This is a genomic window from Paenibacillus sp. J31R34, from assembly GCF_059383715.1.
This window is the reverse complement of sequence record NZ_JBXENU010000001.1, coordinates 835058-847694: the sequence shown is the minus strand read 5'-3', so window position 1 is coordinate 847694 and position 12637 is coordinate 835058. Positions and strand designations below refer to the sequence as shown.

At 47.8% G+C, this 12637-nt stretch carries 11 protein-coding genes; 1 reads left to right on the top strand and 10 read right to left on the bottom strand.

Annotated elements, in window-relative coordinates; translation table 11 throughout:
• Positions 1–29: 29 nt before the first annotated feature.
• From AC50YG_RS03630 to AC50YG_RS03600, 7 genes are all read right to left on the bottom strand, one after another.
• Positions 30–1163: a rhamnogalacturonan acetylesterase gene (locus tag AC50YG_RS03630; protein WP_494825298.1), complete on the bottom strand. Its 1134-nt coding sequence runs from the start codon at positions 1161–1163 to the stop codon at positions 30–32.
• A gap of 222 nt (positions 1164–1385) precedes the next feature.
• The gene (locus AC50YG_RS03625) at positions 1386–1652 is read right to left on the bottom strand and encodes a metal-sensitive transcriptional regulator (RefSeq protein WP_473755814.1); all 267 of its coding nucleotides are present in this window, start codon (positions 1650–1652) and stop codon (positions 1386–1388) included.
• 68 nt (positions 1653–1720) lie between these two features.
• Positions 1721–2194, bottom strand: coding sequence for a DsrE/DsrF/DrsH-like family protein (locus tag AC50YG_RS03620; protein ID WP_494824743.1), 474 nt, complete (start codon positions 2192–2194; stop codon positions 1721–1723).
• Positions 2195–2291: 97 nt separating this feature from the next.
• Positions 2292–3443 (bottom strand): MBL fold metallo-hydrolase, encoded by a 1152-nt coding sequence (locus tag AC50YG_RS03615; RefSeq protein ID WP_494824741.1) that lies wholly within the window; start codon positions 3441–3443, stop codon positions 2292–2294.
• Between the two features lie 23 nt (positions 3444–3466).
• Complete coding sequence (locus tag AC50YG_RS03610; RefSeq protein WP_494824739.1) at positions 3467–4042, bottom strand: sulfurtransferase TusA family protein; 576 nt, start codon at positions 4040–4042, stop codon at positions 3467–3469.
• Positions 4043–4246: 204 nt separating this feature from the next.
• Positions 4247–4495, bottom strand: a complete 249-nt coding sequence (locus tag AC50YG_RS03605) for a hypothetical protein (RefSeq protein WP_494824737.1) — start codon at positions 4493–4495, stop codon at positions 4247–4249.
• Between the two features lie 89 nt (positions 4496–4584).
• Positions 4585–5559, bottom strand: a complete 975-nt coding sequence (locus AC50YG_RS03600) for a ring-cleaving dioxygenase (RefSeq protein WP_494824735.1) — start codon at positions 5557–5559, stop codon at positions 4585–4587.
• Positions 5560–6118: 559 nt separating this feature from the next.
• Here AC50YG_RS03600 and AC50YG_RS03595 point away from each other — a divergent pair.
• On the top strand, positions 6119–8098 hold the full coding sequence (locus tag AC50YG_RS03595) for a methyl-accepting chemotaxis protein (RefSeq protein ID WP_494824733.1): 1980 nt from the start codon (positions 6119–6121) through the stop codon (positions 8096–8098).
• A 113-nt stretch (positions 8099–8211) separates the two neighbouring features.
• On the opposite strand, the gene AC50YG_RS03590 is transcribed toward AC50YG_RS03595, so the two are convergent.
• The 3 genes from AC50YG_RS03590 to AC50YG_RS03580 are packed head-to-tail and all read right to left on the bottom strand — an operon-like array spanning position 8212 to position 12611.
• The gene (locus tag AC50YG_RS03590; RefSeq protein ID WP_494824731.1) at positions 8212–9894 is read right to left on the bottom strand and encodes a thiamine pyrophosphate-binding protein; all 1683 of its coding nucleotides are present in this window, start codon (positions 9892–9894) and stop codon (positions 8212–8214) included.
• A complete protein-coding gene (locus AC50YG_RS03585; RefSeq protein WP_473755822.1) occupies positions 9894–11660 on the bottom strand; it encodes a sensor histidine kinase in 1767 nt (588 codons plus the stop codon). The genes AC50YG_RS03590 and AC50YG_RS03585 overlap by 1 nt, the downstream gene beginning before the upstream one ends.
• A gap of 60 nt (positions 11661–11720) precedes the next feature.
• On the bottom strand, positions 11721–12611 hold the full coding sequence (locus AC50YG_RS03580) for a GGDEF domain-containing response regulator (protein ID WP_341277751.1): 891 nt from the start codon (positions 12609–12611) through the stop codon (positions 11721–11723).
• Between the last annotated feature and the right edge of the window lie 26 nt (positions 12612–12637).

The following is a 12637-nucleotide window of genomic DNA, read 5'->3' as shown; positions in this document are numbered from 1 at the left end:
AAGTTCTCGCTAGCACGCCCGCTATTTCCTTAAAAGCCGCTCAAGCCTTGGCTGCTGAGATTGTTTTTCACAAGTTGAGCCAGCTTCTGGGCACCCGCATAGTTGGGATGCAGCGAATCTCCTGTCATGTACAGGTTCAAAGTTGCTGCTGGGCCGATGGAGGTGAAATAAGACGAGCTAAGCACATTGAGATCAACGAGCTTCACATTTTCTTCGATAGCCAGCGCCATTGTTGCTGCTCTGTACCATCTGCCCGTTGAGTTGTGGACATTACTCGCATTAAAATCAGTTGCCCGGCCTTGTGGCGTGGAAAGGACGACGGTCGCTCCCTTCGCCTTGACCTGGGTAACCATATCGCGCATAATCTCCTTGAACTGCGCTTCGGTCGTTGCATTTTTTGCGGTAGTATCGTTAATGCCGAACTGGAGAATGAAATAATCGCCAGGTTTAATATATTTCAAAATCGCTTCCAGCTGTCCATCATCCCGGAACCCTCTCGCGAATTGTCCACCTGTCGCCATATTCCGTACCTGAAACGTGCTGCTGTTAACATATTGCTTCAACATTTGTCCCCAGCCGCCCTGTATGCTGCTTGCCAATGGATAGTAGTTCGCGACCGTAGAATCCCCACCAATATAAATCGTCCGCTTCGTGACCGGATTATTTGAAATTTTCGTAATTTCCAGCGAGCTGAGCGTAAAGACAGTGCCGACCTTGCCTTCTGTTACCAGAATATTAAGCTGCCCGTCGGTAATTGGAATTTGAAAAGAGTCCGTTGCATTGTTGCCTGTCATATTCATAATTTGATAAACGCCTTCTGCGGCCACGCTTGCTCTCGACGTATTACCAAGCATGACCTTCACTTCGTAGAGGCCGTTCGACAAATTTACATTAAACGTATTGGTGCTTTTCGTACCGAATGTAAGGAAGCGTACCGCATCACTGCCTACGCCCGTTCCGGAAGCGGTTACATTTTGCATATTGGCTGGTGTATTGAAGCCGTAGCCCGTCGAAGCCGAAAAGCCGAGCGTAGCAGAGACGCCAATGTAGCCGGAGGCCACACCACTATTGCCGAAATCAAATTTATAATTGTCCGCTGCACTAACCTTCTCCCCCTGCCCCAAGCTTATCCCGCCAAGCAGCAAAGTAAAAGCCAAGCACATTAAAAAAGCCTTTGACCATCGTTTCTTTGTCACTTCACTTCCTCCTCTTTAATAGGTTGTCCCATATAGATGCGCTGTAATGAAAGCGTATTCAAAAATGGGTCACAAGGAGACTTTACCATAAATACCCTTCTTTTTCTACATGATTACAAAAAAATATAATATTCCCTTCTCCTTGCATGACAAAAAGCCCGCTAGTGCGAGCTTCCTGTCCATTTTCGCTTAACGGCTTTTGACAAGCAATTCTACTGCTTCCTGTACCAGCTTGCCCGGATCTCTTCCTGCTTCTTGTTCTTCCATGATGCATTTTTGCAAGTTTTCCGCGACGATTTGGGCAAGCGCCTTATCCGACGCATTGCGGACAGCGGAGATTTGGCTGACGACATCTTTGCATGGCTTTCCTTCCTCCATCAGGCGGAGCACTCCCCTAACCTGTCCCTCTATTCGGCGCAGCCGCTTTTTTATCTCATCTGTGTATTCATAATCCATAACATACCCTCCGTTCATTCCTATACCTGTACAGGTATTATAAAGCAATCGGGAGCTTAAATCATCCTCTATATAAACAAGTTGACCTTGGCTTCTGCGGCGTCGCCCAAATAAGCGGCTACGCCTGCATATTCCAAGCCATCCATTAGCTCCTGCTCTTGCAGACCAAGAAGCTCCATCGTCATCGTGCAGGCGACGAGCTTGACGCCTTGCTCTTGGGCAAGCTCAATAAGCTGAGGCAGCGAAAGCGCATTATGCTTTTTCAACAAATGCTGAATGATCTTTGGCCCCAATCCGGCAAAATTCATTTTCGAAAGCCCTAATCGCTTGGAGCCGCGGGGCATCATCCATCCAAACGCTTTTTCCAAAAAGCCCTTATTGGTTTGAATGTAATCCTCTTTACGAAGCGTATTAAGCCCCCAGAAGGTGAAAAAAATCGTTACCTCATGCTCATAAGCCGCTGCCCCATTCGCAATAATAAACGCAGCTATCGCTTTATCCAACTCGCCGCTAAACAATACAATCGTCGTTTTCTCCGCCATCGGTTTTAACGTCCACTCCTTTTCAATTGCAGCTATATACTAATACCCCTATAGGTATATTAAAAAACAAAAAAATATAGCCTTCTCAGTCCTTTATTTATGAATCGTGAATGGCGCACCGATTAGGGCCCAGCTCCATATCACGCTGCTCGTCTACATCCGGCTGCAACTTCCCCATATTCACTTGGCGTATTTCTTTGTACGCATGGGGCTGCACAGGCAGAAAATCGGTAACCACATGTCTGAATTCAGCCACATCGCTTATTTGCAGTCCAGGGTTATGAAGACATAGCTCGCCTAACGATGCTGAAACCATTCCGCCCTCGCCAAGCTCAGAAATATGGCCAAAATGCGCGGGAAGTACGATTAGCGTTTCTGCCAGCTGACTATAGCCTTCATAAAGGGTATGGCGCAGATCCATAGCCCAATCCTCAGCTTGACCAGCCAGATCGGGCCGCCCGATCGAGGAAATAAACAAAATATCCCCACTTAACAAATACGTATCATCCACAATGAGTGAGGTGCTGCCAATCGTATGACCTGGTGAATAGAGCGGTCTTATTAGTTCCATTATGCCGTGAGCCGCTGCAGAGGATTCGTCCAGCCTGTTATAGGCGAAGCTTATCTCTTCCGCATCCTTCGGCGGCAGCCAATATGTTGCTCCATTCGCTTCGGCTAGCCTTCTTCCTCCAGAAATATGATCGGCATGCAAATGCGTATCTATCGTATTCGTAATTTTAATGCCCATTTGACCAGCCAGCCGTTCATAAACGTCTATCATTCGGGCAGCATCGATTACTGCCGCCTCACCCTGCGATACAATCATGTAGGACAGGCATCCTTTTCCCAATCGGGCCCATTGAAACAGCTGTCCCCCGCTTGGCAAATCTCCGATTTTTACCGGATGCAAATATTCGCTCCATTCCTTCATTCCACCCTGCAAATAATGGACATTTAGTCTGCCACATGCGGCGAGCTGCTCAGCGACAAAAATCGATGAGCCTTCTTTGGCACATACGACAAGTGTTTCCTCATCGGCAGGAATTTGCTCAAGCGCAGCCTCTACCCCTTCAAGCAGTTCAAAATACGGAATATTTACATATTGAAATGCCTCACCTTCCACCTTCCAATCGGCAGCGTCTTCGTGATTACGAACGTCCAAGATCCATAAGGACTGCCTCTTCAAGATGTATTTCGCCAACTGCTCGCTAGTTATTGCTGTAACCTTTTTTTGCTTTGTCAATCTCATTCACTCCTTCTCCAAATGCCAGCCTAAATGATCGAGCCTTGCCAACCGCTCATTCCCGGAACTACATTAACCACCTTCACCATACCTTTGCTGGTCAGCAGCCTGCAAGCGAGACCGCTACGAACGCCGGAGCGGCAAATCGTATAAATGGTTTGGGCTTGGTCAAGCTCTTCTAAGCGCTGCTCCAGTTCGCCAAGCGGCAGCGATACTGCGCCCTTTATGTGGCCAAAGGCATATTCAGCTGGTTCTCGCACGTCTAGGAGCACCAAGCCGCTGTCCTCAGCAAGCAATCGCTCCAGCTCTTCGTTGCTAATGGTTATAGCAAAATCAGCTGTGTCTCCCGCTTCGCCTGAACTAAGCTTCCGCAAATAATGCTTCAGTACATCGCCCTGTTGAACAGTACCTAAATAATGATGACCTACCGTACGTGCCCAGCTTTGGAGATCCGCTAGTGAGCCTTTGTCAGTAGCCTGGACTTCTATGACTTGCCCCTCTGCTAGCTCATTCATTGCTTTTTTCGTGCGGACAATAGGCAGCGGGCAGGCAAGTCCTTTGCAATCGAGCTGATAATTCGCTTTAATTTCGTCTACTTGCGGCAATAGAAAAACCTCCATAAATTTTATGATATAAATATCGGGTACATATACCCCTATGGGTATAATAATAGATAGACCGCATTAAAATGTCAATCCCCGGTTTACACGCAAAATAAAATAGAGCATCCGGAAATGCTTCCGAATGCTCCATCCAACCTAATAAATTATTTTCGTAATTATTGGGTTTATTGGGTTTTGGGCAAGTAATTACCCATTTTCTCGCTCCAATTCCTTAATCGCCGTATATACAGCTTGCTTGATATCTTCAGGTTGATTGTACAATTCTTCTGGAAACTGCACAGAGGCAATGCTTCCCTGCTTAACGACAATATCCTGAAGCTGCAATTCAAATTTAAAGCCATCAACGAATTCTATACCTTCACGGTCGCGATAACAATACATACCTGAAACATCTTCCTCGTCAATGATTAGTACCGCATTTTCAGTCAGCTTCAAGGCCTTTCCCCCATTCCGTTCGCTTTATACATTAGTATAAAAGAATTTGGAGAACAATGACAACTCGGCAAGCCTCATTTCGTTAGGACTTAAGCCTTAAGCGTCGTATCAATGGGTTTAAGCCGCGCTTCGATGGCTTCGCGGCGCGGTTCCAGAAACGGAGGAAGCGCAAGCGATTCGCCAAGGGTCTCGAAAGGCTCGTCCGTTACGAAGCCTGGACCGTCTGTAGCCAATTCAAACAAAATGCCATTCGGCTCGCGGAAATATAACGAACGGAAGTAGTAGCGTTCCACGAAGCCGGAGTTTTGCAAGCCTGCCTTATTCAGTACGTCGATCCACGCCATAAGCTCTTCCTTATCCTCTACACGGAAAGCTACATGGTGAACACCGCCTTTGCCAAGGCCAGCAACCGATAAATCGCTGCGCGGCTCTACCTGTACTTCAGAGCCCGAGCCGCCCTCATGAGCCTGCATAATGATAATATCGTCCTGTCCTTCGACGAGGGCAGGAACGCGCCCTGTTTCTTTGAAGCCGAGCAGCTTGAGAGCAGCAACGGTTGAATCAGGCTTGCGAACAGTCAGTTTTACAGGGCCGAGACCTGTAATCCCGTATTCTACCGGCACTGGGCTGCGATCCCAAGGTGTTCCGGCTGCAACACCGCTGTTCGTTTCATCAGATACAAGGGCAAGCTGCTGCCTTTCTGGATCTTCAAAAAAGATAACGTTGCGCCCGGCAAACGATGTTATTTCTGAATGCTTAACCTCATGCTGGTCAAAGCGCTGGAGCCAATATTCCAGCGCCTTGTCGCTCGCTACCCGCAGGGAAGTGCCGGATATGCTGCTTACGCCAGGGCGGTTGCTGCCAATGCCGGGAAAATCGAAAAACGTCAATTCTGTACCCGGATTGCCTCTTTCATCGCCATAAAAGAGATGGTAAGCGGATGTGTCGTCCTGATTTACTGTTTTTTTAATCAGTCGCATGCCAAGCACTTGCGTGTAGAAGTTGTAGTTTAAGGATACGCTGCCTGTCATGGCAGATAGATGATGGATTCCTTTTACGTTCATCATAAACACCCTTTCGAGTTATATTGCAACTTTATATTTGTAAGTATATAACCTTTCGGTTAGGAAAGCAAGTCTTCCCCATTGTCCTTGCGAGCTAGCCGATAAATACGCCAAAAAGCCGGAGCTGCACATTCGCATGCTCCGGCTTTCCTTCCTCCATAAGCTTTGTGCTTTCAGGAGTCTCCCGATTTGTTCGCCAGCCCGATGATCATGATGACAAGCACGAGTAATTGAATGAGTAGCTCAGCGCTCATTTTCATACCTCCATTGCTGTTCAAAATGCTCCTTCGTTCCGGCTTCTCCTCTTCAAGTGGCTTGAATCTTCGCTCCCACTTTATAGGTATGCGGCAGTTTTGTCCAATATGCCCCCTTACCAACAGCAAGAATACACTATAATCGATCTAAAAATGGGACAATTATCCTTTTCTACAGTTCAATCGTAAAATTTTAGTAAAATTCAGTATCATCTTATCATTAGTCTTAAAATTATAAATTGATTTGACGATATAGTCCTTAAGTAACAGATTCACAAATTTGCTAATTCTATAGGGGTGATTGAATGAAACTCAAAATGAAATTAATGTTGATGTTTGTGCTAACGGTTATTTTTGCAGCCACCCCATTAGTCGCGGTTGGGCTTTATCACATTGAGAAACAGGCTTCTCGTGGGGTAAATGCCCAGCTCGTAGGCACGATGGCTTCCGCTGCCAACCAACTGGACAGCTGGCTAAGCAGCAATGCAAAAGTAGTTGAAACGCTCGGCTTTGTTATTCAGGAAGGCATACCAGATGGTGAGCTTACTGAAAATTACTTTTCAATTATGAACCTTGGTACGAATAAGGAAAGCATGTCCGACTTTTACTTTGGCTACGAATCGGATGGCACATTTATGAATGGCTCTGACTGGACACCAGATGCGGATTACGATCCTCGCCAGCGTCCATGGTATATGGAGGCAAAGCAAGCCAGCAAGCTCATCTTTTCCGATCCGTACCAAGATATGATGTCTAAACAATATGCCGTATCGATTGCAATGCCGGTAAACGAAAAAAATGGCGGTATCAAAGGCATCGTTGCAGGTGACCTCCTGCTTTCGACCATTACGGAAACGGTAGATAAAATCAATTTGGACGGGCTCGGCTATGCATTTTTGCTGGATAAGAAGGGCATGATTTTGGCTCATCCTGATGAACAGCAGGTAAATACGTCCGCCGCGGAAAATATCGAGCTGAAGCCGCTCCTTGCAGGCATGCAAGCCAATGTGATCGGCCAGCAGTCCTTCAGCTTTGAAGGTGAAAACTATTTGCTTTACTACAACCAAATACCAAGCACCGGCTGGATTGTAGGCTCAGTCATTTCGGAAAAGCTTGCTTTTGCTGATTATTTCAAGCTCCGCAATCAATATATGATCATTATTTTAGCTACCTTGCTTATCGTCATGGCTGCCTCTTACTTTATTGCCACGCAATTCGCCAAGCCGCTGCATAGGCTGCGGGCAACGTCCCAGCAAATGTCGGAAGGCGATTTTACGGGTAGGGTCTCCATTAAAGGCAAGGATGAATTTGCTGAACTGGGCACAGCCTTTAATCTCATGTCCGATAAATTAAGCGCTCTGCTCAAGCAGGTTGCCGAATCTGCGGGCCAGGTTCACAGCGTCTCCGTTGAAATGGACGAACATACGAATAATACGCAGCGAATATCTCAGCAAATCGCCTTGGCTACAGAAGAGCTGGCCAAAGGCTCCAGCTCGCAAGCCGATTCTGTCTATGCAGGCTCAGAGCGGCTGTCTGAAATGAGTGAATCTGCCCGAGGCATCAGCCACAGTGTGGAACAATCCGTTGCGATGATGAATGAAGCAGGAATGGCGATGCAGGAAGGACTGCAGGCCGTGGACCATCAGGTGAAGCTCGCCGCGGACAATCGCAAGTCGATTGATCGCGTTGGCGAGTCTATCGCCCTCCTTGCCGATAAATCGCAAAAAATTGAAGTCATCGTCGGTGTTATTCGCGGCATCGCCTCCCAAACCAATTTGCTCGCCTTGAATGCGGCTATTGAAGCTGCACGGGCTGGCGAGAATGGACGCGGGTTTGCGGTGGTGGCAGATGAGGTCAGAAAGCTTGCTGAGCAGTCTTCCGGCTCCGCTGGAGACATCATTGTGCTGCTGGACGAAATCCAGGCAGCAAGCCGTCAGAGCGTAAGCGAGGTGTCCCATGCGGAAGGTTTTGTGGAGCAGCAGGTAACAGCGGTTAATGAGACGCGGGATTCATTCGAGCGGATTAGGCAATCCATCGATGGAATTGGCAACCACATTCGAGCCGTCTCCGTCTCGACGGCGGAGCTTGACGATAATGCCGGCAAAATTTCTGAAGTCATTGCAAGTGTTGCCGCCATGTCGCAGCAAAGCGCGGCTTCGACGGAAGAAGTTGCTTCCTCGACGCAGGAGCAGTTTGAGTTTATTTCGAATATTTCCGAACGTTCGAATGAGCTGACACAGCATGCCAATGCATTGTTTGAAGAAGTGAAAAAGTTTAAAATTTAACGAACATCGATCACCATAGATTTGCATAAAAAGAAGCCTGAGGAGGCCGTCACCATCATGTGACAGCCTTCTCAGGCTTTATTATTATAATAGCGGGCTCCCTAGTTGAAGCTTTAATACGTCGCACCTTGCAAAAACTTTACTCGTTCGCCCATTGGCGGAATTTCATTGCCATCCACGACAATTTCTACGACGATGGGTCCACTTACGCCTTCGGCAAACCACTGCTGAACATGCTCCGCTTGAAGCTGCTCCACAGACTCGACTTGCATATGGCGAATGCCAAGCGACTGGGCGACTGCTGCAATGCTGACGCGCTGCTGCGAGAAATCGCTGAGACAGCGATCGTATTGCAGCATATGACCATGATAGACCATGCCCAGACGGGCGTTGTTAATGACAGCGAAAACGATTGGCAAGCCGTATTCCTTAGCTGTCATTACTTCAAGGCCATGCATGAAAAAGCAGCCGTCCCCCGTGATGCAAAGGACTGGACGCTCAGGCTCCGCGAGCTTCGCACCTAACGAGCCCGCTATGCCTGAGCCCATACCGCCAAAATTAATATTAATATCAAATTGCTGCTGCTCACGAATGAGCAAATTTTGAATGGAATATGTCATGAACTCGCCAATATCGATGTAAAAGCGGGTTTGCTCTGGCGCGTTTGCCCCAAGCATACGAATCGCAGTACGTGTATTCCACGTCTCCATCTCCAAAGCATCGGCCGCCGCCTCTAAGCGGGCAAAATGCAGCTGCTCCAGCAGCATTTTCCGCTCTGCGCTCAAGCCGATTCCTGCCTGCCCAAGCCCCGCGCTCAGTTGGCGTATTACAGGAGCAATCTCACCGTGCAGGGCGAAGTCCGCTTCGTAGCACCGCCCAAGCTCCTGCTCATCATAATCGATATGAACGAGCTGCTTGCCCGCCGTCAGTCTCGCTTCCCAATTGCAGGTGGCAAGTTCGCCAAGGCTTGAGCCCAGTACCATAATAAGCTTATGGCCATCGCTGTTTAGAAATTCAATTGCTTTATCATTGCCGGACAGGCCATAGACGCCAAGCGATTGCGGATGGTCTTCAGGGAAAGCTCCCTTTCCCCTCGGTGTCGTGGCGACCATCCAGCCTGTCTGTTCCGCAAATGCGAGCACTTCAGCCTGGGCGCTTTTCGCTCCATGACCGAGCAATAAGGCCCCGCGCTCGCCAGCTTGCAGCACCGCTTCCAATGTCGCATCCATGAGCGTTTTGTCTACCAGAGCCAGCTGCTCCAGTAGCGACGGCAGCTCAGGCAGCACCATATCCCCTATATCGGTCATCTGCAGGTCGATCGGTATGGACAGATGTACCGGTCCTGGAACCCCGCTAATCGCCGTCCAATACGCCTCAGCAATAGCTCCCGGCAGCTCTTCAGCATTCATTACCATTCGGCTGAGCTTCGTGACAGGAGCAAAAATCGGATCAGCTCCGAGCTCCTGTGCGCCTCCTTTGCCAAGCTTAGGTGACGGCACCGAGCCGGAGATAAAGATGACCGGCAGCTTCTCTTTCCATGCATTGGCTGCTGGTGTCACCAAATTAGTAGCGCCAGGACCGCTGGAGCCTACGCATACCGACGGCATGCCGGTGATGCGCGCATAAGCTGCCGCCATATAGCCGGAGCTCGTCTCATGCTTGGCTACTACTGCCTGCAGCTCTGGCAAATCATATAAACAATCATAAAGGGCATTTATCGAACCAGCAGGAATGCCAAATATATGTTTAACCCCCTGCTTGATCAAAAAGCGCAGACCCGCTTCGATAGCACGCATTATCTCTGCCCCCTTTTTGGCAGCATAAACGTGAATATAGAGCCTGCTCCTTCATTGCTATTAAACCAGATTTGACCGCCATGCAGCTCAATCAGCTGCTTGGAGATAGCAAGACCCAGCCCCGTACCATTAATTTGATTATTAACCTGATAAAATTTCGTGAAAATGTTTTTTTGCTTCTCAAGCGGTATGCCGATGCCATTGTCGCAGACTTCCAGCTTTAAATGATCATCGTCGGAGGAAGCGCGAATCGTAATTTGCCCTTGCTGTGGCGTGAATTTCACCGAATTGGACAGCAAATTCAGCAATATTTGCAAAATTCGTTCCCGATCCGCCTGAATAATCATATCGGCCGTCTCTTCGATTTCTATTTCCAGGTTAATTTTCTTCTTATTGACCAGCGACTGGACAATCCGTGCGGCCTCATGAATTAAATCATTGAAATCAACAACCTTATAGCAGAGCTCAAATTTCCCATTTTCCATCTTGGCAAAATCAAGCAGCTCATTTACCTGGTTCAATAAACGCTCAATGGACCTGCCCGCCGTATCGAGCAAATCATGCTGCGCATCGTTTAATTGGCCAAGCAGCCCTTTGCCCAATATATCGACGGTGCCCTTGATTGCAGTGATTGGCGTTCTCAGTTCATGGGACAGCGTTGCAATGAAATCATTTTTGAGCTCATTTAAGTATTCCAGCTCCTTGACAAGCCCCTCCAGCTTGAAGTTCGCCTGCTGCAGCTCCATCGAGCGTTCACTTACTGCCTGATCCAAATGCTCAGTATGCAGGGCATTAGACAAAGCCGTAGCAGTTACGTCGGCAATGGAATGGCAAAACTCTATTTTGCCTTCCTCGTACTCCGTAGGCTTATGAATGGATGGAATCGCAATAATACCAAATACGCTGCCCTTGGCCACTAGCGGAATAGCGAGCAAGCTTTTAATTCCGAACATCTCACATGCTGTATGATTAGGGCGCTCGTCCGCAAAAACGTCTGGAATGAAGATCGCCCGTTTGTGCATAATGACTTCGTAAAACAGCTTGTCATTGTCGATGCTCAGCTTGATCACATCGCGATGCTTCCCGCGCCAGTCCTCCTCCTTCACATTCAGAGAAGAAAGATGGAAGGGCTCGACTGTTCGATCCTTCTCATTGAACAGATGAAGGGCAACATCATCCGAGCCGCTGGCACGCTGCATATAATAAAAGCAGGTTTTTAAAACCTCACGCACGGACAGCGACTTGGACAGCGACTTTGTTGCATCAAGCAGCAATTGCTGCTTCTCCAGCAGCTCCTGCGACTGCTCGAACATTTGCAAATTGCGGATCGCCACACTGGCCATATTGACGAACGCTTCTGTTACGTCCATCTGCTCCTGTGTTAAATTCATTGGCTTGCCAAAGTCATGAACGAACACAAGCCCGAATATTTTATCATCGACAATAACCGGAATCCCCAGAATCGACTTGATGCTCAGCAGATTTTTTTTCGCATCGTCAATGCGATTGTCTTTGCTCGTATCAGGAATATAGCCAATTGTCCGATTTTGCATAATATCGTGTACGAAAGCATCCTTGGATGGATCAATGATTAACTCGGTTATATCAACAGGCATTTTATTGCCTTTGTAGCCCTTGTACGTTCCATCTGGCTGCTTGAGAAAAAAGCCAACTAGGTCGGCCTGGGTAATTTCACTTGCTATTGCATCAACGAACACTTGCAAAATTTCAGACTGCTCATATTGCGAATTGATAATTTTGGTCATATGAAATAGCTTCTTGAAGCTCTTTAATTCCATCACTTCACATCATCCATTCATCGTAGATTAATTCACTGTTATTTGGTGCCTGCCGCCTCGTTTCGAGCCTAATAATGCAGAGTCCGCTTGCGATATCATCTGATGAAGGGTGCTGGAGTCTAAGCTGTGAGACACTCCGATGCTAACGGAAACTTGAATCTGCTTTTGGGAAGGATGGCCGACCTGCATTTGATCCACAGCGGCAATAATGGCTTCCGCCGCCATGAGCGCTGCCCCTCTATCCTGCAAAATAACGAGAAACTCGTCTCCCCCATAACGGAAAGTCACATGCACATAAGGAGTCAGCACCTGGAAAAGGATGTTTCCAATGTCGCGAAGCGTCTGGTCGCCAATCATATGACCGAAAGTATCGTTAATCGTTTTAAAATTATCCATGTCAATCATCAGGACGGACTCATAATGCTTTTCTCCGTCTTTAATTTGCTGGGCTACGACTTCCAAATATGTACGGTTGTAAAGTCCCGTTAGCGCGTCCACATAAGCTAGCTCTGCAAGCTGCTCATTATCCTTTTTCAAGCTCGTCAGCTTCATTTTTTGCTGTAAGGCAATCGACACCTTCATCTCGAGCAAATCAAGATCATAAGGCTTGGTTAAATAATCAAATGCGCCAAGCTGAAGGCCTTCCAGCATTGCCTTCTTCTGCACATTGGCAGACAGAAAAATGATCGGCACATCAAAATCATCTTTGTCCAGCCAGCGTTTATAAACCTCAAATCCCGACAAATCCGGCATCATAACATCCAGTAAAATCAAGTCCGGCGCAACAGCGTCAATCATTTCCACCGCCTGCCTGCCGTTCTCGGCTACATAAATATCATAATTCAGCGATGTCAAGAAAACACGGAGTATATGGATGTTGTGAGGCTCATCGTCGACAATAAAAACTCTCTTGCGCATATATGTCCCCAACCTTCTTCACTATA